This window comes from Campylobacter sp. BCW_6468, assembly GCF_001762865.1.
GTDB lineage: Bacteria > Campylobacterota > Campylobacteria > Campylobacterales > Campylobacteraceae > Campylobacter_D > Campylobacter_D jejuni.
The window spans coordinates 95,497-118,127 of sequence record NZ_MJXQ01000030.1 but is presented as its reverse complement, the minus strand read 5'-3'; the positions used below and the strand labels follow the sequence as shown (position 1 = coordinate 118,127).

20 protein-coding genes are annotated in these 22,631 nt (G+C 29.7%); 14 read left to right on the top strand and 6 right to left on the bottom strand.

Going from position 1 to position 22,631, the window contains the following annotated elements:
* The first annotated feature begins 28 nt into the window (after positions 1-28).
* The 9 genes from AJ889_RS03370 (at position 29) to AJ889_RS03330 (ending at position 11,875) form a co-directional block, all read left to right on the top strand.
* A complete protein-coding gene (locus AJ889_RS03370) occupies positions 29-1,549 on the top strand; it encodes a hypothetical protein (RefSeq protein WP_002885455.1) in 1,521 nt (506 codons plus the stop codon).
* Positions 1,530-3,719, top strand: coding sequence for a carbamoyltransferase HypF (gene hypF / locus AJ889_RS03365; RefSeq protein ID WP_032582488.1), 2,190 nt, complete (start codon positions 1,530-1,532; stop codon positions 3,717-3,719). Before AJ889_RS03370 ends, hypF begins: the two co-directional genes overlap by 20 nt.
* Positions 3,720-3,796: 77 nt before the next feature.
* A complete protein-coding gene (hypB, locus tag AJ889_RS03360) occupies positions 3,797-4,540 on the top strand; it encodes a hydrogenase nickel incorporation protein HypB (RefSeq protein WP_002852110.1) in 744 nt (247 codons plus the stop codon).
* Positions 4,540-4,821: a HypC/HybG/HupF family hydrogenase formation chaperone gene (locus AJ889_RS03355; protein ID WP_002776342.1), complete on the top strand. Its 282-nt coding sequence runs from the start codon at positions 4,540-4,542 to the stop codon at positions 4,819-4,821. Before hypB ends, AJ889_RS03355 begins: the two co-directional genes overlap by 1 nt.
* The gene (gene hypD / locus AJ889_RS03350; RefSeq protein WP_002799859.1) at positions 4,805-5,896 is read left to right on the top strand and encodes a hydrogenase formation protein HypD; all 1,092 of its coding nucleotides are present in this window, start codon (positions 4,805-4,807) and stop codon (positions 5,894-5,896) included. Before AJ889_RS03355 ends, hypD begins: the two co-directional genes overlap by 17 nt.
* Entirely contained in the window at positions 5,893-6,867 is a 975-nt protein-coding gene (hypE, locus tag AJ889_RS03345; RefSeq protein ID WP_032584687.1) for a hydrogenase expression/formation protein HypE, read from the top strand. The genes hypD and hypE overlap by 4 nt, the downstream gene beginning before the upstream one ends.
* On the top strand, positions 6,867-7,211 hold the full coding sequence (hypA, locus tag AJ889_RS03340) for a hydrogenase maturation nickel metallochaperone HypA (RefSeq protein ID WP_002871809.1): 345 nt from the start codon (positions 6,867-6,869) through the stop codon (positions 7,209-7,211). The genes hypE and hypA overlap by 1 nt, the downstream gene beginning before the upstream one ends.
* Positions 7,212-7,305: 94 nt before the next feature.
* Positions 7,306-9,333, top strand: coding sequence for a site-specific DNA-methyltransferase (locus AJ889_RS03335; protein WP_002934605.1), 2,028 nt, complete (start codon positions 7,306-7,308; stop codon positions 9,331-9,333).
* Entirely contained in the window at positions 9,326-11,875 is a 2,550-nt protein-coding gene (locus AJ889_RS03330) for a DEAD/DEAH box helicase family protein (RefSeq protein ID WP_002867719.1), read from the top strand. The genes AJ889_RS03335 and AJ889_RS03330 overlap by 8 nt, the downstream gene beginning before the upstream one ends.
* A gap of 30 nt (positions 11,876-11,905) precedes the next feature.
* Here the strand turns inward: AJ889_RS03330 and holA are convergent, their stop codons facing one another.
* Both holA and AJ889_RS03320 read right to left on the bottom strand, forming a co-directional pair.
* Positions 11,906-12,871 (bottom strand): DNA polymerase III subunit delta, encoded by a 966-nt coding sequence (holA, locus tag AJ889_RS03325; RefSeq protein WP_002934607.1) that lies wholly within the window; start codon positions 12,869-12,871, stop codon positions 11,906-11,908.
* Positions 12,864-14,798 (bottom strand): ribonuclease R family protein, encoded by a 1,935-nt coding sequence (locus AJ889_RS03320; RefSeq protein WP_002934608.1) that lies wholly within the window; start codon positions 14,796-14,798, stop codon positions 12,864-12,866. The genes holA and AJ889_RS03320 overlap by 8 nt, the downstream gene beginning before the upstream one ends.
* A gap of 118 nt (positions 14,799-14,916) precedes the next feature.
* Here AJ889_RS03320 and ilvC point away from each other — a divergent pair, with 118 nt between their 5' ends.
* From ilvC to AJ889_RS03295, 5 genes are read left to right on the top strand one after another with little or no spacing between them, the layout of a single operon-like run.
* Positions 14,917-15,939 carry a ketol-acid reductoisomerase gene (gene ilvC, locus AJ889_RS03315; RefSeq protein ID WP_002858483.1) on the top strand — a complete coding sequence of 341 codons (1,023 nt, stop codon included), beginning with the start codon at positions 14,917-14,919 and terminating at the stop codon, positions 15,937-15,939.
* A 3-nt stretch (positions 15,940-15,942) separates the two neighbouring features.
* The gene (locus tag AJ889_RS03310; RefSeq protein WP_070293254.1) at positions 15,943-17,025 is read left to right on the top strand and encodes a divergent polysaccharide deacetylase family protein; all 1,083 of its coding nucleotides are present in this window, start codon (positions 15,943-15,945) and stop codon (positions 17,023-17,025) included.
* Entirely contained in the window at positions 17,015-17,788 is a 774-nt protein-coding gene (locus tag AJ889_RS03305; RefSeq protein ID WP_032584684.1) for a DNA-processing protein DprA, read from the top strand. The genes AJ889_RS03310 and AJ889_RS03305 overlap by 11 nt, the downstream gene beginning before the upstream one ends.
* Positions 17,785-18,168, top strand: a complete 384-nt coding sequence (gene ruvX / locus AJ889_RS03300; RefSeq protein WP_002852281.1) for a Holliday junction resolvase RuvX — start codon at positions 17,785-17,787, stop codon at positions 18,166-18,168. Before AJ889_RS03305 ends, ruvX begins: the two co-directional genes overlap by 4 nt.
* Before the next feature lie 28 nt (positions 18,169-18,196).
* The gene (locus AJ889_RS03295) at positions 18,197-19,036 is read left to right on the top strand and encodes an RsmB/NOP family class I SAM-dependent RNA methyltransferase (protein WP_074484747.1); all 840 of its coding nucleotides are present in this window, start codon (positions 18,197-18,199) and stop codon (positions 19,034-19,036) included.
* A gap of 175 nt (positions 19,037-19,211) precedes the next feature.
* Here the strand turns inward: AJ889_RS03295 and msrA are convergent, their stop codons facing one another.
* From msrA to aspS, 4 genes are read right to left on the bottom strand one after another with little or no spacing between them, the layout of a single operon-like run.
* A complete protein-coding gene (gene msrA / locus AJ889_RS03290; protein ID WP_002852283.1) occupies positions 19,212-19,709 on the bottom strand; it encodes a peptide-methionine (S)-S-oxide reductase MsrA in 498 nt (165 codons plus the stop codon).
* 41 nt (positions 19,710-19,750) lie between these two features.
* Complete coding sequence (gene ppa, locus AJ889_RS03285) at positions 19,751-20,269, bottom strand: inorganic diphosphatase (protein ID WP_002867724.1); 519 nt, start codon at positions 20,267-20,269, stop codon at positions 19,751-19,753.
* A 9-nt stretch (positions 20,270-20,278) separates the two neighbouring features.
* The gene (locus AJ889_RS03280) at positions 20,279-20,857 is read right to left on the bottom strand and encodes an adenylate kinase (RefSeq protein WP_002859580.1); all 579 of its coding nucleotides are present in this window, start codon (positions 20,855-20,857) and stop codon (positions 20,279-20,281) included.
* Positions 20,854-22,605 carry an aspartate--tRNA ligase gene (aspS, locus tag AJ889_RS03275; protein ID WP_032584680.1) on the bottom strand — a complete coding sequence of 584 codons (1,752 nt, stop codon included), beginning with the start codon at positions 22,603-22,605 and terminating at the stop codon, positions 20,854-20,856. The genes AJ889_RS03280 and aspS overlap by 4 nt, the downstream gene beginning before the upstream one ends.
* Positions 22,606-22,631: the final 26 nt, after the last annotated feature.

Here is a 22,631-nt window from a genome sequence, read left to right as displayed (position 1 = left end):
ATAGTTTATTTTTCAAAAAAGGCATAATATGACTTTGGATTTTGATTTTATTTATAATGCAGATAATGATATTTTTGAATATTTATTGCGTTTTTATGCGAAAAATTACAATTATATCCTTAGTAAAGAAGAAAATACTTATCATTTTTCTATCGATGCAGATGAAGAAAATTTAAAGACTTTTTGTGATTCTTTGAATTTCATGAGTCATAGCGTTTTTTTGAAAAAATTTGATGTAAAAGCGGGGCAGGGTTTTAACCCTTGTATACCAGAAGATAAAGAATTTTCAAGATTTTCTTATATTACTCATTTAAATTCTAATGCTTATCAAGAAAAAAAACTTTTAAACAAAAACGAATGGGGCGTGTTTTGTGAGTGTGAATTTTCAAGCAATTTATCAGAATTTGAAAAAATCAATGAAGAAAATTTCAATACTTTTTTAAATCTTGCCTTTGATTTGTTAAGTCAAGAAAAAAAGATTTATTTGAAAGATAAAAATGGCATTTATGAATTTTCTTTGTTTAAGAACGAATTTATAGGAGATTTTTTACTTCCTTGTGATATTAAAGCTATAAATTCAGTTTTTGTTTGTTCAAATGAAAATTTAAAACTTCTTGCAAGTTTAGAAAAACCTTTGATGAAACTAAGGCTTAATGCCATATTTAGAAAAAATCACAATCTTGATTTTAGTGATTTTAAAATTAGACTTGCTAGGGATTTATTTTGTTTTGCTTTAGGTTTGAAACTTTTTGAAAATGAGTATAAATTTTTAAGCGTAAAAAAGATAGAAGAGTATCAAAAAGATTTTTATATCAGTGCTTTAGATGAGCAAGTGGTGGTTTTGGAAGGCTTTGAATTTATCAATACTAAGGCAAGAGAGCTTATTTTTTCTAAAGAAGATAAAAATATGGCAAGAATTTCTTATCTTGTAAGCCGTTATAAAGAAAAGGCTTTTATTTTAGAGCTTAGTAAGGATTATGAAGATATTTTGCTTGTCAATAAAGAGCTTAATTTGCTTAAACTTTCCTTGCCAAAACACAGCAAAGAACTTTATGAAGAAATTAAAAAAGATGAAATTGGTGCAAGGCTTTTAGAAAATTTTAGCAAGGAATTTCCTCTTTTAGATGAAAATTTTGAGCTTCAAAACAATTTTTATTCTTTGCTTGGGTTAGTAGGTAGAGTGCTAAATTTGGGTAAAAATTTACAAGAGAGTGCTAGCGAGCTTTTAAAAATCGCTGATGAGTCAAAAATGCCTCGTGGAGTAAAGATTGATTATCGTTTGAAAGAAGATAAAAGTTTTGATTATACAAGAACCTTAAGATCTGCTATGAGTTTTATGTTAGCAGGTGTAGATAGTGCTAATATCGCTTATGGAGCGGTTGAGAGTTTGGCTTATTTCTTGCGTGATACTTATGATGAATTAAGAGAGAAAAAGCAAAGTGATTTAGCACTTATAAGTGGATCTTTGTTTGAACATAAATCTTTACTTAAAAATACTTTAAAACATCTTAAAAATTGTCAGTTAAGCGATGCGCCACTTAGGGTATAAGATCAAAATTTCAGGTCTAGTTCAAGGGGTGGGTTTTCGCCCCTTAGTTTATGAACTAGCTTTGAAATCAAAGCTTTTTGGAGAAGTAAGAAATGATGGTTTTGGGATAGAAATCATCCTTGCTTGCACTCAAAAAGAATGTGAAAATTTCATAGAAAATTTAAAAAATCATCTTCCACCTTTAGCAAGAATAGATAAGCTTATAATCACGCAAATTTCTATTTCAAACTATGAGAATTTTAGCATTACTCCTTCTTTAGAGAATACAAAAAGCACGCCTATGTTAAGCGATTTTGCGCTTTGTAAGGAGTGTAAAAAAGAATTTTTTGATGAAAAAAATCCACGCTTTTTATATCCTTTTATCACTTGCACACATTGTGGGCCACGCTTTAGTATTATAAAAAGTCTTCCTTATGATAGATTTAATACCTCTATGCAAGAATTATTGATGTGTGAGTTTTGTAAAAGTGAATATGAAGATCCTAAAAATAGGCGTTTTCATGCCCAACCTATTAGTTGTCCTAAATGCAAAATCAATGTTTTTCTTAAAAATCCAAAGGGTGAAATTTTAGCCAAAGATCAAGAAGCTTTTATGCAAAGTGCGAAGTTTTTAAAGGAAGGTAAAATTTTAGCCATTAAAGGCATGGGCGGTTTTCATCTCATGTGTGATGCGTTTAATGAAGAAGTTTTAAAAACTCTAAGACTTAGAAAAAATCGCCCCAAAAAACCCTTTGCTTTGATGTGTAAAGATTTACAAAGTGCTAAAGAACTTGCCTTTATAGATGAAAAAGAAGAAGCTTTGCTTGGTGGGGTTTTGGCTCCTATTGTGATTTTAAAGGCAAAAAAAGCCTTTTCTTTAATCGCTCCTGATGTTGATAAAATCGGTATTATGTTAGCTTATACGCCTTTACATCTTTTGCTTTTTGAGTATTTTAAAGGAAGCCTTGTAGCAACGAGTGCAAATTTAAGCGGAGAAAGTATCATTAAAGATGAGTTTAATTTGCGTCAAAAACTTGATAAAGTTTTTGATTTTTATTTGGATTATGATAGGGAAATTATCAATGCAAGTGATGACAGCATAGCTCAAGTGGTAAATGGCAAAACTATGTTTTTGCGTACTTCAAGGGGTTTAAATCCCTTTTATTTGGAAAGAAATTTTAATAAAAAAGGCACTTTTTTAGCTTTGGGTGCGGAACTTAAAAATGAATTTGTGATTTTTTATGAAAATAAACTTTTAATTTCTCCTTATATAGGGGATTTGAAAAGTCTTGATGTGCATGAGAGATTTTTTAAACTTTTAGAATTTTTTAAACAAAATTATGATTTGAAATTTGATGCGATTTTGTGCGATAAACACCCGCATTTTAGCTATGCAAAAGAATTTGAAGAAAGGATTAAAATTTCTCATCATTATGCGCATTTTTGTGCGGCTTATTTTGAATACGAAGAAAATTTTGCAAAAGATGAAAAGGCTTTAGCTTTTATTTGTGATGGAACAGGTTATGGCGAAGATGGTAAAATTTGGGGTGGAGAAGTTTTTGTAGGAAATTTAAAAGAATATGAAAGAATTGCACATTTTGAAAATTTCACTCTTATAAATAGTGATATTAAAAATATACAAAATTTAGCCTTAAGTCTTATTTTTCATTATGATTTAGAAGATAAGGCTAAGGATTTTTTAGCAAAAATTCCAAAAATTAAACTTAAAAATCTTAAAAAAATTTATTCTCATTCTAACTTACAAACAAGTTCTTTAGGACGCATTATCGATGCTTTTGGAAGTATTGTTTTTAACTTAGAAAAAAGTTCTTATGAAGCTCAAGTTGGCTTAATGTGTGAAGCTTTTTATGATAAAAATCTTGATTTTTCTTATAAGCTTTTTGTAGAAAAAGGGCAGGTTAATTTTAAAAATTTAATCCTAGGGGCTTTGCAAGATGAAAAAACTAAGGCGATTACAGGTATGTTTAATGCCTTGGCAAATTTTATCATAGATTTTAGCAAAGATTATGATTTAAAAGTGCTTTTAAGCGGAGGGGTTTTTCAAAACAAAACCTTGCTTGAAATTTTAAAAGCTAAAAATTTTGATTTTTTTATACCTTTAAAGTACCCTTGTAATGATAGCTCCATAGCCTTAGGACAAATGGTGCATTTTTTAAATTTAGAAAAATAAAGCAAATATTCTAAAAACTCATAATTTTTTAATGCTTTTAAGGTTAAAATGAAACAAAAAATATATAAGGAAAGAAAATGTGTAAAGATTGCGGCTGCTCTATAAATTCAAGCCATACGCATGGTCATCATCACGACCACCATCATGAAAATCCAAGTTTAAAAGAAAGCAAAACCATAGAAGTGATTTCTAAAATTTTAAGCAAAAATGATGAAGAAGCTAAGCACAATAGAGCGCATTTTAATGAAGCTAACACGCTTTGTATTAATTTAATGAGTTCCCCAGGTAGTGGAAAAACCACGCTTTTAGAAAGCACGATTAAGGCTTTGAAAAATGAACTTAAAATTGCTGTGATTGAAGGGGATTTAGAAACCAATAATGACGCTCTAAGGGTAAAAAATGCCGGAGCTTTGGCGTATCAAATCACTACAGGACAAAGCTGTCATTTGGACGCTTTTATGGTGCATGAGGCTTTGCATCATTTAGCCATTGATGATGTGGATTTGCTTTTTATAGAAAATGTTGGAAATTTGGTTTGTCCTGCAAGTTATGATTTAGGAGAGCATTTAAATGTGGTTTTGCTTTCGATAACTGAAGGAAGTGATAAGCCGCAAAAATACCCTGTGATGTTTAAAAAGGCTGATATAGTTTTAATCACAAAGGTAGATTTGGCCCATCATTTTGATTTCGATATTAAAGAGGCGACTAGGTTGATTAAAGAATTAAATCCTAGAGCAGATATTATCACCCTTGATGCAAAAAATGGCACCAATATGGAGCTTTGGTATAAGGTGCTTAAACTTAAAAAGGAGCTTTTTTAATGTGTTTGTCTATACCTTCTGAAATTTTAGAAATCGATGAGTTAAACAATGCTTTAGTACAAACTTTAGGCGTGAAAAGAAAAGTTAATTTGGATTTGATTGATGAACCTTTAAAACAAGGCGATTATGTATTAATCCATGTAGGCGTTGCTATGGAAAAAATCGACAAAGAAGCTGCACTAGAAAGCATTAAAACCTATCAAGAAATAGTAGAAAAAATGAATAGTGGAGAGATAAAAAGTGATGAAGGAGATTTGGGTTTAAATGAATTTCATCGATGAATTTAGAGATAAAGAAAGCATTTTAGCTTTAAAAAAACTCATAGAACAAGAACTTAAAAATCCTATTAATATCATGGAAATTTGCGGTGGGCATACGCATAGTATCATGAAATATGCTTTGCCTTCTATTTTGCCAAAGGAAATTAACTTTATCCATGGGCCAGGATGTCCTGTTTGTGTTATGCCAAGAGTTCGCATTGATACAGCTATCAAGTTAGCCTCCATGAAAGATACGATTTTTTGTACTTTAGGGGATCTTTTAAGGGTGCCTGGAAGTGAAATTTCTTTACTGGATTTAAGAGCTAAAGGGGCTGATGTTAGAGCGCTTTATTCTCCGCTTGAGGTTTTGGAAATTGCTAAGCAAAATTTAAACAAAAATATCATCTTTTTTGCTATAGGTTTTGAAACTACTACGCCTATGAGTGCTTTACTTCTTCAAAAGGTTATAGAAGAAAAAATAAATAATGTCTTTTTTCATATCAATCATATCACAGTTCCAGCACCTGTAGAAGCGATCATGAATGATGAAAATGTAAAAATCAATGCTTTTTTAGGTCCTTCTCATGTGAGTGTGATAACAGGTTATGGTATTTATGAGCCTTTAGCAGCAAAATTTAAAACCCCTATAGCGGTGAGTGGTTTTGAGCCAGTTGATATTTTAGAAAGTGTGTTAAATATCATAAAACAAAGCAATGAAGGCACTTTTAAAGTGTATAATCAATACAAAAGAGCCGTAAGCAAAGAAGGCAATGTTAAAGCACAAAATTTAGTAAAAAAATACTTTAGGGTGTGTGATTTTGAATTTCGTGGCTTAGGACTTATTAAAGATGGAGGCTTGGAGTTAAAAGAAGAATTTAGCGCTTACGATGCGAGTAAAAAATTTGATTGTGCGGTGCAAAGTAAAAATGAAAGCAAAGCCTGTATTTGTGGGCAAATTTTAAGAGGTTTGGCCAAGCCTTATGATTGTAAAGTTTTTGGCAAGGCTTGTACGCCAAGAAGTCCTATAGGAAGTTGTATGGTTTCTGGCGAGGGTGCTTGTGCGGCGTATTATAAATACTCAAAGGTGAATGCATGAAAAATATTTCCTTAGCCCACGGAGGTGGCGGAGAAGAGATGAATGAGCTTTTAACTAAGCTTTTTAAGATCTTTGATAATGAAATTTTAAACGCAAATAATGATGCAGCGATTTTGGGAAATTTGGCTTTAAGCACGGATTCTTTTGTTTTAAGTCCGATTTTTTTAGATGAAGAGGTTAATATAGGCAAACTTTGTGTTTGTGGTTCTATTAACGATGTTTTGATGGTGGGTGCTAAGCCAAAATATCTAAGCTTAGGACTTATCTTAGAAGAAGGTTTTGAGCTAGAAAAACTAGAACACATTTTAAAAAGCATTAAAGAAGAATGTGAAAAATGTGGAGTTATGTTAGTTTGTGGCGATACTAAAGTTGTTCCTAAGGGCAAGGCAGATGAAATTTATATCAACACTACAGCCTTAGGTGAAATTATTTCTAAAAAAGAAAGTAAAAATATCAAAGCAGGGCTTAGCATACTTCTTTCAGGCGATATAGGAAGGCATGGAGCTAGTGTTTTAATCAAAAGAAATGAGCTAGAAGCTAATGTTAAAAGTGATTGTAAGGCTTTAGATAAAGAGGTTTTAGAGCTTTTAGAAAAAGATATAAAGGTTGTAGCAATGAGAGATGCTACTCGCGGGGGGCTTAGTGCGGTTTTAAATGAGTGGGCAAAGCAAAGTGGAAATGATCTTTTGATCTTTGAAGAAAAAATCATCGTTCAAGATGAGGTTTTAGGACTTTGCGAGCTTTTTGGTTACGAAGCGTATGAGCTTGCAAATGAAGGCACTTTTATACTTTGTGTGGAAAAAGAAGATGAGTTAAAAGCCTTGGAAATTCTAAAAAAATACAATGTAAATGCGAGTATTATAGGAGAAGTTTTAGAAGAGAAAAAAGCACGCGTGATCTTACAAAACGCTTATGGAGCAAAACGCTTTTTAGAAAGCCCTAAAGGCGAACTTTTACCAAGAATTTGCTAATGCACGAATTAAGTATAGTAGAATCTTTAATCGAACTTTGCGAAGAAAATGCCTTAAACAATAAGGCTTGTAATGTGCAAGAAATTTATGTAAAAATCGGGCGTTTAAGCGGTATAGAAGTGGATCTTTTTAAGCGTTGTTTTGAAACTTTTAAAGAAAACTCAAATATTTGCAAAAATGCTAAACTTTTTATAGAGCTTGCTCCGCTTGAAATTTTATGCTTAAAATGCGATCAAACAAGTATTTTAGAAGAAAATGTTTTTAAGTGTCCTAAATGTCAAAGTATAGAATATAAAATCATACAAGGTGAGGACTTGCACCTTATGCGACTTGTGATGGAGTGAGATAATAAATTTAGAAACATTGTTTTTTGTTTGATTTTATATAATTTCTAGTATTATAATAAAATAAAATTTTTAATTTTACAAGGATTAAAATATGCTAAAAGATAAATTATTGCAAGATTTAGAAGAACATTTTGAAACTTTAGGACAAGTTAGAAATTTAGCACAAAATTATGATGAAAGATTGTTTAATTATCTTTTAGAAGAAAGTAAATATAAAGAAGAATTTAAAAATAGATTTTTTATTTTTAATAAAAAAGTTTTGATTTTTAAAATAAATGAATTTTTAACATTTTTAGATCTTAAAAATTTAAGTGGTAGCTTTACAAGCTATGCTAACAAAATAGGACTTGCAAATAAAACAAAATCTCTTTTAAAAACAAATAACGAAGTAGTATTAAATTTTGCTTTTAAAGATGGCATTATAAAAGGCGGACAAAGTAAAGATGAGCAAAAAACACAAGAGATATTTTTCAATGAAATACTAGCTCATGATGAAATAGATGTGTTATTTGATAAAAAAGCTTTGCAGAATTTTGAACTAATAGGTGAAATAAAAAATTTACAAGAATATTTAAAAAATAATCCAAATTTGCTCATAAAAGGCAATAATTTACTAGTGTTACATTCTTTAAAAAAGCTTTATGCAAATAAAATAAAATTAATCTACATTGATCCACCTTATAATACGGGTAATGATAGTTTTGGTTATAATGACAAATTTAAACACTCTACTTGGCTTACTTTTATGAAAAATCGCCTTGAAATTGCTAGGGAATTTTTAAGAGATGATGGTGTGATTTTTGTGCAATGTGATGATAATGAACAAGCATATTTAAAAGTACTTATGGATGAGATTTTTGGAAGAGATAATTTTGTAAATAGTATAGCTGTTAAATTAAAAAATATTGCAGGAGCAAGTGGAGGAGGAGAAGATAAAAGATTTAAGAAAAATATAGAGTATATTTTAATTTATGGTAAAAGTTATGAAAAATTAGAACAATTTAAATCTGTATATGATTCTAGAGAATTGTATTCTCATATAAGTTTTTGCAAAGAAAATAATATTAGTTGGAAATATACTTCGGCTCTACTCAATGGCGGTGAAAAAAAGTTAATAGCTACAACACTTGATGGTGATGGCAATGAAATTAAAATTTTTGAAAGAATTAATTATGATATAAAATCCATAGGACAAATGATAAAAGATTTTAAAATGAATGAGAAAGAAATTTTTTATCATTATGTAAATAAAATTTTTAGAACCACGATGCCACAAAGTTCAATTAGAGTGAGAGTTCTTGAAAAATTAAAAGAATTAAATTTAAGTCCTTATCTTATATCTATAGAATATACCCCAAAAAGTGGAAGAAATAAAGGTGTTGTATACGAGCAATTTTATAATGGAGAAAAATTAAATTTATTCGCATGGCTAAAAGATGTTATAGAAATTAAAGATAAGCAAATTTTTAAAAAAGAATTAGCTGGAACTTTATGGGATTTTGCTTTCGCAATGACAAATTTAACAAAAGAAGGGGATACTCAATTTAGCAATGCAAAAAAACCCGAAGCTTTACTTCAAAGAATTATAGAAATTTCTACAAATGAAAACGACATAGTAATGGATTTTTTTGCGGGAAGTGGCACTACTCTAGCCGTTGCTCATAAAATGAAACGCAAATGGATAGGCATAGAACAAATGGATTATATAGAAACTATCACAAAAGAAAGACTCAAAAAAGTCATAGAAGGTGAGCAAGGTGGTATCAGCAAAGCAATAAATTGGCAAGGTGGTGGAAATTTTGTTTATGCTGAGCTTATGCCACTTAATGCAATTTATAAAGAAAAAATACAAAATTTAAATGATGAAAAAGAACTAGATAATATTTATCAAGAGTTAAAAACCAAAGCTTTTTTAGATTATAGAGTAGATATAAATGAAATTTTAAAAGATAAAGAATTTGAAAATTTAGACTTAGAAAGCAAAAAAGAAATTTTAAAACTTGTTTTAGACTCTAATATGGATTATCTTTTATATGGTGATATAAAAGATGAAGATTATGCCTTGTCTAAAGAAATAATAAAACTTAATAAAATATTTTATGGTGATGAAAATGTTTAATAAAAAACTACACGAGCTTTTACAAGAAGAATTTGGAAAAAGAGGTATAGAGCAAATAGAAATTCCTTTTTACGTAAAAGAGAATTTATCAAAAGAATTAAGAATTTATCAAGAAAAAGCTCTAAAGTATTATTATGCAAATTCTGATAGCATAAAACAAAGACATTTAATGTTTAATATGGCAACAGGAAGTGGAAAAACTCTTATAATGGCTGCATTAATACTAGATTGTTATAACAAAGGATATAGAAATTTTATATTTTTTGTAAATTCTACTTCGATTTTAGAAAAAACTAAAGCAAATTTTGCAAATAAATATTCTAGCAAATATCTTTTTAAAGAAAATATAAATATAGACTCTAAAAATATAGAAATTAATATTATAAATAATCTTTTTGAAAGCAAAAATGAATGCATTAATATATATTTTACAACTATACAAGCTTTATTTTCTCTTTTTAAAAATGAAAGAGAAAATTCTTTAAGCTTTGAAGATTTAAAAGATGAAAAACTTGTATTTTTAGCTGATGAAGCTCATCATTTAAATAGTGATACTAAAAGCAAAAACGAAAACGAGCTTAAAGAAGGTTGGGAAGCTATTATAAAAAGAGCTTATGAAAGCAATAATGAAAATTTATTATTTGAATTTAGTGCTACTATTCCGCAAGAATTTAATGTTTTGGAGAAATATCAAGATAAAATTATTTATGAATACACCTTAAGAGAATTTTGCAAAGAGGGATATTCTAAACGTATATTTTTAGTTAAGTATGACAATGATAGTTTAGAACATAGATTTTTAGGAGCCGTGCTTTGTAGTCTTTATAGAGAGTTGTTGGCTCAAAAATATAATATCATATTAAAGCCTGTTGTTTTACTTAAGAGTGAATCTATAAAAGAATCTATGCAAAATCAAGAAAAATTTATAGATTTTATAGATAATTTAGAAAGCTTGCATATAGAAGATTTTTATAAAAATATAAACAAAGAAAGTGATCTTTTAAATAAAAGTTTAGAGTTTTTTAAAAAAGAATATCAAAATACTTATGCAAAAACTATTGTAAATTTTTTGAAAAATAATTTTAAAACGCTTTATATGTTAAACACAAATGATGATAAAGAGCTAGAAAAAAATCAAATTTTACTTAATAGCTTAGAAGAAAAAGATAATCAAATAAGAGTTATTTTTTGCGTTGATAAACTTAATGAAGGTTGGGATGTTTTAAATCTTTTTGATATAGTTAGGCTTGGAAATAAAAAGGCAAGTAAAACAATAACCACAAAGGAAGCACAACTTATAGGAAGAGGTGCTAGATATTATTCTTTCAAAAGCGATTTGTTTGATTTTGATGATGAGTTTAGATTTAAAAGAAAGTATGATAGTGATCTTGAAAATGAGTTAAATGCTTTAGAGAAATTAACTTATCATACTAGAAATGATGTTGAGTTTATCAAGCAACTCAATGAAAGCATGAATAAAGAAGGATTATTATTTGAGGAGGAAAAAACACGCATAGATTTAATAGTCAATGAAAAAATAAAAGAGATTATTAAAAATAACAAAATTTATTACGCTAATAATAAAAGAATCAAAAAGCGTGATTTGAAAAATTTTTACATTACAAGAATTGAGATGGAACAAAAAATAAAAGGTTTGCAAATTCCTTATTTTTCAAATTCTATAAAAGAAAGTGAGGAGAAATTTGAAGAAATCAAAGAAGAATATGATCTTCAAAAACCATCTGCTCTTAATCATATAGATAATATATATTTTTTAAAAGCTATGAATATATTAGGACTTGATTTTAACAAAATCAATGAAAATTTTACTTTTAAAAGCAAAAAAGATTTTATAGAAAATTGTTTAAAAAATACAGTTGTTTGTTTTTCAAAACGACAAGAATTTAATCAAATAAATAATCTTGAAATAGCCAAATATATTTTAGAAAATTTTAAATCGCTCAAGCAAAACATAAAACAAGAATACGAAGTAAGTGAGTTTATAACTCATGAATTTAATATAGGGAATAAGGTAGTATTTAAAAATAAAGAGAATTTTAAGGAAATGAATTTTGAGTGGCTTTATCACAAAACTTTTTGTTTTGATAGTAATTTAGAAAAAGAATTTTTAAATTTTATAGAAGTGAAAAAAGATGAAATCAATAAAGTGTTTTCTAAATGGTTTGTTATAAGAAATGAAGGCTTTGAAGAATTTAAAATTTACGATAATAGAAAAGATGAAGTAACTTATGCTATGGGATTTGAACCTGATTTTATTTTCTTTGGTAAGAAAAATAAAGATGATGATAATTTTTTAAGCATACAATGTTTTATAGAAACAAAAGGAGAGCATTTAGCAATAGCAAAAGATGCTTGGAAGGAAGAATTCTTAGAGACTTTAAAAGGAAAAATAATAACCACCAAGGATGATAAAAAATTAACTCTTCAATCTTTACCGTTTTTTATAAACAAGAACTTTAATATAAATGATAAATTCCTTAGTAGTTTTGATGAATTTGTAAGTTTTCAAGATGAAAGATAAGTAATATTTATTTTTACCAAGTATATAAATCTAGCTTTTCAAAATTCTTGCAAGTTTAAGCAAATTTGAAATCAAAAATTCTTTTTTTACGAGCTTAGAATTGGTTTTAAGCTCGTATTCGCATTTAAGCAAAAGAGTGAAAATTTCTTTATATTGTTCGATTTTTAAATTAAAGGCTTGAGAGCTTAAATTTTGTCCCACTTGAGGAGGTGGAGTATAGCCTAAAAGATCTTTAAAGTCAATTTTACCATTGACTTTAGCATAAAGTGCGATTTTAAACAAACGATAAAAAGAATTATACAAAGAGTTGATTAAAGCAATTTCATTAAAATTATCTAAAATTTTTTCAAGTTCGCTTTTAAAGTCTTGTTTTTTTAAAATTTTCTCAAAAAAGCTTTCAAAACTTCCTGTATTCAAACTATAGCAGTATTGTTCTATGGTTTTTTCATCTACTCTTAAACCACTAAATTTATTAAGCTCACTCGCAGCAAGATATAAGTTTTCATCAAAACTTGTAAAAAGAGTAAATAAAGCATTTTGAGTGATTTCAACCCCTAGTTGTTTTGCTTTTATGCTTAAAAGTTCCACGCCTTCTTTAGCTCCGTTAGCTTTGAAAAATCTTACAAAATGAGGAGAGAAAATTTTTTCTATATCGCTTTGTTTAGAATTTTCATCATAAAGCTCTAAAAGAAAGAAATTGTTCGTATTGTTTTTGCAAAGTTCGACTAAAATTTTAAGATCTTTTGTTGGAATTTTTTTAGAAGTTTTGATTTCTAGTAATTTTTTTTCGCTAAAAAGCGATCCTGCGCTTAAAAAATCACTCGCACGAGTGAAGTTGTATTCTTCAAAAAAAAGTTTTAAAGTTTCATCGGGCTTATATTTTTCTTTTATAAATTCAGCATAAAGTTCGCTTTGAAAATTATCTGCTCCATAAAGAAAGAAAAAATTAGGTATTGAATCTTTAGAAAGTAAGATTTGAAGCTCTTTTCTATACATTTTCTTCCTTTATAAGTCTTTGGGTGATTTTAGCATAAATTTTTGCCATAACTATATCCGCTTCTATGATTTGCACCTCAACACTTTCTAGCAAATTTACACGCGTATCATAAAGGATTATATCTGCTCCTTTGATTTCATCATCTAGTTTAGCTATGCAAAGTCCATCATTTTGCACAACTAAAGCTTTAAATTTTTTGCCTATATTTTTAGCTGCCCATCTAGCAAATTTTCTATCCATAAAATCAAAAGCAACCTTATCCGCCTCTCTTTCAAGTGTGCTAAGATTCTCGCAAGTGCTTTCTATGTTTAAAAGTAGATAATTAAAAAGTTTTTCATCGTTTTTTTGCTTGGCTTTTAAAAGTCTGTGCAAAATAAGATCAGAATACCTTCTTATAGGGCTTGTAAAATGTGAGTATTTATCAAAACCTAAGCCAAAATGCCCCGCATTTACGCTAGAATATTCCGCTTTTTTTTGTGCTTTGATGATGAGTTTATCTACTTCTGCTCTTAAATTTAACTCATCGGATAAAGCTTGTATGTCGCGTATGAGTTCAGGAAGATTGGGTTTAAAATTTACATCGATGCCTAGTTCGCGTAATTCATTTAAAAGCTTATCGATTTTTCTTGCATCAGCACTTAAGTGATTTCTAAAAACACCTATATCTATGAGTTTTGCTGCGGCTTTATTGGCTAAAAGCATACAATCTTCGATCAAATTATGCGAAGGCGTGTCTTTTTCAAAAACTGTGCTTTTTAGACTTAAGTTTTTATCTAGATTCATTCTTAATTCTTCGGTGCGAAATTCAAAGGCATTTTTAAGACGCATTTTGCGTAAATTTTTTGTGATTTCAAAAAGCTCATAAAGCCATGAAAGCTCTTTTAAATCAGGTTTTTGTATTAAAATTTCATCAACTTCATCATAATTAAAACGGCGTTTTGAGTTGATAATACCTTCAAAAAGTTCTTCTTTTATGACTTTATTTTCATGATCGAGTGTGATTTTAAAACAATACGCTAAGCGATCTAAATGAGGTTTTAAAGAACAGATATTTTCACTTAAAGGATGCGGTAGCATAGGTATAGCAATATGTGGAAAATAAATAGAAAATCCACGATTTCTTGCTTCTTTATCTATAGCGCTATAAGCATAAACATATTCGCTAACATCAGCAATAGCTACATAAATTTCTCGTTTTTGGGTGTCAAAATAAATCGCATCATCAAAATCTTTTGCATGTATAGGATCTATGGTGCAAAAAGGCAAGGCTCTTAAATCCATGCGATTTTTATACATACTCGCATCAACACTATCACCGTTTGCTAGAGCTTCTTTGATACAAGCGTCGCTAAATTCGTTATTTTTATTAAAAAGAGCTAGGGAGATTTTTTCATCTACGCTTTCATCATGGATATGCCCTAAAACTTCTATGATATTGTTATTTTCATTTTCTATTTTTAAAATTGTCCCTAAAGGTAGTGCTTTTAAGGATTTTTGAGAAGCTTTTAAGGTGGTGCTTAATCCTGTTTTGATATTCATTCCAAGCACGGCTTCGCCATACCTTTTGGTGATCACTAAAGAGGTTTCATTGGCTCTTTTTAGAACCAAAATCACCTTTGCACTGGGGCGTTTTTTCTTTAAAGGTAGAAGTTTTACTGCGACTATATCTTTATAGTTTGCGCCTTTTAGGTTTTTGTTTTCTATCAAAAGATCTTTTTTGAAACTTTCATCAAAGCATTGTAAAAAACCTGTGCCTTTACTCGAAATATCAAGTACTCCAAAGGCAAAACCATTGTTAAGATAGTATTTGTTTTTGTGTTCTTTGATGATATGATTGGTTAAAAGTTCTCTTAAAATTTGTTTAAATTCATTGTTTACTTCGTGAGAGCTAATGCCATAACTAAGACTGTTTAAAAATTCTTTCACTTTTGATACTTTATGATTTTTTGTAAAATTCTTACATAAAGTTTATAAAAAAAATATGAAATTTATACTTTAATTGCTATAATAATACCTTTAATTTTTGAATTTTTAAGGAGTGAATATGGCTATTACAGTATATTATGATAAAGATTGTGATTTAAATTTAATCAAATCAAAAAAAGTAGCAATTATAGGCTTTGGCTCTCAAGGGCACGCTCATGCGATGAATTTAAGAGATAATGGCGTAAATGTAACTATCGGACTTCGTGAAGGTAGTGTAAGTGCTGTTAAAGCAAAAAATGCTGGTTTTGAAGTGGTGAGTGTGAGTGAGGCTTCTAAGATAGCGGATGTGATTATGATTTTAGCTCCTGATGAAATTCAAGCAGATATTTTTAATGTCGAAATAAAACCAAATTTAAGTGAAGGCAAGGCTATAGCTTTTGCACACGGTTTTAATATCCATTATGGTCAAATTGTTGTTCCAAAAGGTGTAGATGTTATCATGATAGCACCTAAAGCACCAGGTCATACAGTAAGAAATGAATTTACTCTAGGTGGTGGAACTCCTTGTTTAATAGCTATCCATCAAGATGAAAGCAAAAATGCTAAAAATTTAGCCTTAAGTTATGCAAGTGCGATCGGGGGTGGACGTACAGGTATTATAGAAACAACCTTTAAAGCCGAAACAGAAACAGATCTTTTTGGTGAGCAAGCTGTGCTTTGTGGTGGACTTAGTGCTTTGATTCAAGCAGGTTTTGAAACTTTGGTTGAAGCAGGTTATGAACCTGAAATGGCTTATTTTGAGTGTTTGCATGAAATGAAACTCATTGTGGATTTGATTTATCAAGGTGGTATTGCAGATATGCGTTATTCTATTTCAAATACTGCAGAATACGGCGATTACATCACAGGGCCAAAGATTATCACTGAAGAGACTAAAAAAGCGATGAAAGGTGTTTTAAAAGATATACAAAATGGTGTTTTTGCAAAAGATTTTATCTTAGAACGCCGTGCAGGTTTTGCTAGAATGCATGCAGAACGCAAAAATATGAATGATTCTTTGATAGAAAAAACAGGACGCAATTTGCGTGCTATGATGCCTTGGATCAGTGCTAAAAAATTAGTAGATAAAGATAAGAACTAAACATTGTCAAAGAAAAAATTAGTTCAAATTCAGCGTTATTTAATCATAGCTATACTTTTTTTACTTTGCATAGCTTTAGCTTTGGGAATTTTAGTAAAATATCAAAATTCCCAAGATGTTTCTTCTGTTAAGCCGGATTATTTTATTGATAAGCAAGAAGATTTAATTTCATTAAATAAAGATCATTATGAAATTGGTATTTTTCAAGAGAATGAGTTTGATAATAATAAATCTGTAAGTATTTTAGAGCAAAAAATTCAAGAAATTGATGATTTAAATACAAGTTTAAATGAGCAAAATTTAAGCAGTGTGGAGCAGAATTTAAGTTTAGAGCAAAATCAGAGTTTAGAACAAAATTTTATTCTAAAAGATACAAATTTAACCCAAGATCAAAATTTAACTTTTAATGAAGATATTCATTTAAATAAAATTTCTAAAAAACCAAAACTTGCTATTATTATCGATGATATGGCAAATGCAAGTCAGGTTAGAGGTTTAAAAGCTTTAAATTTAAAGTTAAATCCTTCTTTTTTTCCGCCAGATAAAAACCATAGCGAAACGCCAAAACTTGCTTTAAAATTTGATTTTTATATGGTGCATTTACCTTTAGCAGCGACTAATTACAATAAACCTGAGCTTGATACTTTAAATTCAAATGATAGCAAAGAAAGAATTTTTAAAAAAATCAAGCAAATTAAAAAAGATTTTAAGGATTTAAGATACATCAATAATCACACGGGAAGTTTATTTACAAGCAATGAAGAAGCTATGAGAAAGCTTTATGAGGTTTTAAAAAATCAAAATATATTTTTTGTAGATTCTAAAACTATAGGAAATTCTAAAGCAAATAAAATAGCCAAAGAGTTAAATGTTCCTTATATACAAAGAGATGTGTTTTTGGATAATGAAGATGATGTTAATTATGTTAAAAAACAACTTGAAAGTGCGGTAAAACTTACACAAAAAAAAGGTTTTGTTATAGCCATAGGACATCCTAGAAAAAATACTTTTAAAGCTTTAGAGCAAAGTAAAGATTTGTTAAAAAGCGTTGATCTTGTGTATTTGAGTGAAATTTATGGCAAGTGAAATTTTGCCTGATGAATTTTTAGAACTTTTTAAAGATTTAAAAAAGCCTCCTAAAAAATTACACTATAAAGGAAATTTATCTTTATTAAAACAAGATAAAATCGCTATTATAGGTTCAAGGCGTATGAGTGTTTATACGAAAAATTGTGTTTTTTCCTTAGCGAGTATGCTTAAAAATGCTCATCTTTGCGTGGTAAGTGGCGGTGCTTTGGGTGTGGATATCACCGCAAGTATGGCAGCTATGCCAAATACTATAGGTATTTTTGCCAATGGTTTAGATCAAATTTATCCAAGAACTAATGAAAAAATCATTAAACAAATTTATGGAAATGCTTTAGCTTTAAGTGAATACGAAGATGATTATTTGCCAAAAAATTATGATTTTTTACTAAGAAATCGTTTGGTTATTGCTTTAAGTAAGGCCGTTGTGGTTGCACAAGCAGATATAAAAAGTGGTTCTATGCAGAGTGCAAAACTTGCTTTAGAACTCAATAAACCTTTATATGTTTTACCACAAAGACTAGAAGAAAGCACAGGAACTAATTTTCTTTTAAAGGAAAATAAAGCAAAGTTAATTTGTGATTTTAAAGAATTTGTAAGTGAGTTTGCAAGTATAGATATAAATCAAGATGAATTTTTAGAGTTTTGTAAAAAAGGTGTGAGTGTTGATGAGGCTTTAAAAATTTATGGACAAAAAGTTTATGAATATGAACTTGAGGGAAAAATTTCCATAGAAGGGCTTTTTATAAGGGTTTTAGCATGAGAGCTTTGGCTTTAGATGTAGGTTTAAAACGCATAGGTGTAGCGCTTTGCATAGATAAAAAGATCGCTTTGCCTTTAGATGCAGTTTTAAGAAAAAATCGCAATCAAGCCGCTAATGAAATCAAAAATTTACTTAAAATACATGAAATTTCTTTACTTATTGTAGGCATTCCTAAGGGTGGATCAAGTGAAGAAGAAATGACAAGACGCATTAAGCATTTTGTTTCTTTGCTTGAATTTGATAAAGAAATTTGCTTTGTAGATGAAAGCGGAACAAGCAAAGAAGCTTTAGGATACGGCGTAGCCAATACACGCAAAAAAGATGGTAAATTAGACTCTTTATCCGCTTTTATCATGATAAAGGATTATTTTGCTCTCTAGAATAGAAAAACTTTATACCAAAGATGAAATGCAAAATATTTTATCTTCTTTTACTCAAGAAAAAAATGTTTGTGTATTTACAAATACTTTAAAAATTAGCATTGAAGAATTAGAAAAAGAATTTTTAAAACAAAAATTAAAATTTAAAAAGATCAATGCTTATTGTTATTTGTTTGATACCAAAGATAAGGCTATCTTAAGTTCTATGAAAGTTTTTAATGAGGCGCACTTTTATATACAAAATTATTCTTCTTATTTGTGTGCTTTAAATTTAGAAGTCAAAGCAGGGCAAAGGGTTCTTGATATGTGTGCAGCTCCGGGTGGTAAAAGTATCAATCTTGCAAATTTTATGCAAAATACAGGTTATTTAGCTTGCAATGAGATGAGTAGGGATAGATTTTTTATTTTGCAAAAAAATCTTAAAAATTACGGCGTGAATGCTAAAGTTTTTATGAAAGATGGTAAAAATATAGGCAATTTATGTCCTTTAAAATTTGATAAAATCTTACTTGATGCACCTTGTTCGACTTTTGCTAAAATAGGTTTTGATTTGGAAAAAAGTTATAAAGAAATCAAAAATATTGCAAAAACTCAAAAAAAACTTCTACATTCTGCTTTAAAGGCATTAAAAATAGGTGGAGAGCTTGTATATAGTACTTGTACCTTTACCAAAGAAGAAAATGAAGAAGTGATAGAGAATGCTTTAAAAAGTGAGTTTAAATTAGAGCTTTTAGATATTGATTTGGAAAATGTTGAGGCTAAAGCAGGGCAAAGTGAAGAATTTGCTGAAATTTCAAAATGCAGACGGATTTTACCAAGCTTAGACTATGATGGATTTTTCATAGCTAAACTTAGGAAATTATGTTAATTAATAAAATTATTCACATTTAAATACAAATTCATAAAAAAACTTAAAAAACAATAAATAATTTTTTCTTTATTTTAAAGCTTAAAGTTCTATTTTTAAGTACTTTGAAAAGAAAATCACAGCGTGAAAAGGCTGTGAATAAAGTTGAATTTTTTTTAACCTTAAAAAGATGAAATTAGTCTGATTGTATTTTTTGCAGTTTTGGAGCTATTACAGCTTGACAATATCCTTGATCGGGATTATTTATAAAATAATGTTGATGATAGTTTTCAGCTTTATAGTAAGTTTGCAATCTTGAAATTTTAGTAACTATTTTTTTACTAAATATTTTTTGCTGTTCTTCAATGAAATTTTGAGCTAAAATTTTATCTTCTTCATTTTCGTAAAATATTATTGAGCGATATTGTATGCCAATATCTTCACCTTGTTTATCTATACTTGTTGGATCATGAATTTTAAAAAAGAGTATTAGGATTTCAAGAAGAGAGATTTGTTTTTCATCGTAATTTATTTTGACAACTTCTATGTTACCATCACCATTACACACGCTTTCATAGCTAGGATTTGGTTTTCCTCCGCTATATCCAACTTCAGTATTGATTACACCTTTTAGACGTTCAAATACGGCTTCAATACACCAAAAACAACCACCACCTAAAATGATATTTTTCATTGCGAGTTTTCCTTAATCTTAGCCCTTTGAAAGGGCTAAGATTATTTATAGTTTTTGATTGCTTTTTCTAAAATTTCAATTGCGGCTTTTTCATCTTTGAAGTCTTGCACTTTAACCCATTTATTTGGTTCTAAAATTTTATAAGTTTCAAAGAAGTTTTTGATTTTATTCAAAGTTGCCTGTGGTAAGTCTGTATAAGTTTTTATATTATCATATCTCGCATCTATTTTTGAATTTGGAACTGCAAGAAGTTTTTCGTCCATTCCACTTTCATCTTCCATGATTAAAACACCGATTAAGCGACAAGGAATCACAGCTCCAGCTTGGATAGGATATTCATTAAGCACTAAAATATCTACAGGATCACCATCATCAGCCAAAGTATTAGCAATAAAACCATAGTTTGCTGGGTAAAACATCGCGCTAGCCATAACGCGATCTACCATGATAGCACCGCTATCTTTATCGATTTCGTATTTTATATTTGAGCCATATGGAATTTCAATTACGGCATTGATTTTATTTGGAATATCTCCGATTTTGATTTTGTTTAAATTCATTTTTTCTCCTTATATACTTTGAATTTTTTTAATCAGTTCTTTCATGTCTGCAACGATAGGTTCGATAGCGCGCTCTCCATCGATAATAAAATGAAGTTTTTTCTTTTGATAAAAATCTAAAATTTCATTTAAAGGTTCTGTATAAACTTTCATTCTATTGTAAAACACTTCTTCATTATCATCTGCGCCGCGATTTCTGCCTAAAACTCTTTCTTTGGCAACTTCTTCGCTTACTCTTACTTCTATGACGCCTTTAAGACAAATTTCATTTTGCTCACTTAAAACCTTATCAAATTCCATCATTTGCTCTACGCTTCTTGGATAGCCATCGATGATGATAGTTTTAGTTGGAGCAGCTTTTAGAGCACAAACTATAGTATTTATAACAACATCTAAAGGAACAAGATTGCCTTTGGAGATAAAACTATCTATAGTTTTTCCAAGCTCGCTCCCACTTGCTACTTCAGCTCTTAAAAGATCTCCTGTTGAATAGTGTGTAATATTTGTCGCATCTGCTTGTGCGATTAAACTAGCATCGGTAGTTTTTCCACTACCTGGTGCACCTATGATTAAAAACAATTCTTTCATTTTATATTCTCCCTTAATTTGATTCCTAATTCTCTCATTGCTTCATTGCTAGCAGGCGATGGTGCATCTGTCATTAAGCATTGCGCTCTTTGGGTTTTTGGAAAGGCTATAACCTCTCTTATGTTGTTTGCTCCTGTAACTAGCATGATGAGTCTATCAAGTCCTATAGCGATACCTCCATGTGGTGGAGCACCAAAACTTAAAGCATCAAGCAAGAAGCCAAATTTTTCTTTTTGTTGTTCTTCATCGATATTTAAAAGTTTAAATACTTTTTGTTGAATATCATTTTTATGGATTCTTATACTACCTCCACCTAGCTCAACGCCATTTAACACTACATCATAAGCAATAGATGAAATTTCTTCTAAATCAGTCTCATCAATATTTTTTGGCATGGTAAAAGGATGGTGCATCGCAGAATAACTTCCGTCATCATTTTGCTCAAACATAGGAAAATCAACAACCCATAAGAATTCCAAGGCATTTGGATCTATAAGTTTTAACTCGTTGGCTAAGAAAATTCTAAATCTTCCCATATAATCAAGCACGGTTTTTTTAGCTCCTGCACCGAAAAATACCACATCTCCTACTTCAAGCTCACAGCGTTTGCTTAGCTCATTTAAATCTTCTTCGCTAAAGAATTTACAAAGTGGACCTTTAAGCCCATCTTTTTTAACTTGTATGAAAGCTAAGCCTTGGGCGCCAAATTTACGCACAAATTCTTCAAATCTTTGCATTTGTCTTTTTGAAAAAATAGTATCGCCTTTTGGAACGCGTATGGCTTTGATGCGATTTTTCTTTGTATCTTTGGCAATATTTGCAAAAATTTCATTATTTGACTTAGTGAAAATATCAATCACATCAATAAATTTAAGATCAAATCTTAAATCCGGCTTATCAGAGCCATAATTTTCCATAGCGTCTTTGTATTGCATTTGTCTAAAAGGGGTTTGAATTTCTTTGCCGCAAGCTTTGAAAATATCTTTTAAAAAAGTTTCAGCTATCTTGATCACATCTTTTTGTTCGCAAAAGCTCATTTCAACATCAATTTGTGTGAATTCAGGTTGGCGATCAGCTCTTAAATCTTCATCTCTAAAACATTTTGCAATTTGAAAATAACGATCAAAACCGCTACACATTAAAAGTTGTTTGAAAAGCTGAGGGCTTTGTGGAAGAGCATAAAATTCACCCTGATGCACACGAGAAGGCACGAGATAATCTCTTGCGCCTTCGGGAGTAGCTTTGGTAAGAATAGGGGTTTCAACTTCTAAAAATCCCATATTTGCCAAAGAATTTCTAGCTGCTATACAAGCTTTAGAACGCAAGGCAAAATTTTCATAAAGTTTAGGATTTCTTAAATCTAAAAAGCGATATTTTAAGCGTAATTCTTCATTTACGCTTTCATCAGCGATAGCAAAAGGAGGTACAGCACTTTCATTTTCTATGGTAAGTTTAGAAACAACTACTTCGATTTCTCCTGTTTTTAACTTAGGATTTACAAGTCCTTCGCCACGCGGACGAATAGTACCTTCTGTAATAAGTACAAATTCATTTCTTGCATTGGAAGCGATTTCATGAGCTTCTTTACTATCATTTGGATCGCAAACAAGTTGGATAATACCGCTTCTATCTCTTAAATCTATAAAAATAACTCCACCATGATCGCGGTAGCTATTTACCCAACCGCAAAGTTTAACGCTTTGACCAACATGGGAAATTCCCAAGTCTGTATTATAATGACTTCGCAAATTTATTCCTTGAAAAAGATTTTTTA